This is a genomic window from Salmonella sp. SAL4457, assembly GCF_046548235.1.
Lineage (GTDB): Bacteria > Pseudomonadota > Gammaproteobacteria > Enterobacterales > Enterobacteriaceae > Salmonella > Salmonella enterica.
Genome location: NZ_JBGDZO010001506.1, coordinates 1 through 229 on the forward strand (window position 1 = coordinate 1; position 229 = coordinate 229).

Annotated in this window: 1 protein-coding gene; it reads left to right on the plus strand. The window is 66.4% G+C overall.

The features are described from left to right. On the plus strand, positions 1-221 hold a 221-nt coding region (locus tag ACLJNW_RS29225), incomplete at its 5' end, for a FolB domain-containing protein (protein ID WP_410962172.1). Between the last annotated feature and the right edge of the window lie 8 nt (positions 222-229).

Genomic DNA, 229 nt, shown 5'->3' on the forward strand with positions numbered 1-229 from the left:
GCAACGACATCGAGCACGCGCTGAACTACCGCACCATCACCAAGGCGATCATCCGCCACGTCGAGGAGAACCGCTTCGCCCTGCTCGAACGGATGACCCAGGAAATCCTCGACCTGGTGATGGAGAACCCGGCGGTGCGCTACGCCGAGGTGGAAGTGGACAAGCCGCACGCGCTGCGCTTCGCCGAGTCGGTCTCGATCACCCTCGCCGGCCACCGCTGAGGCGGCCG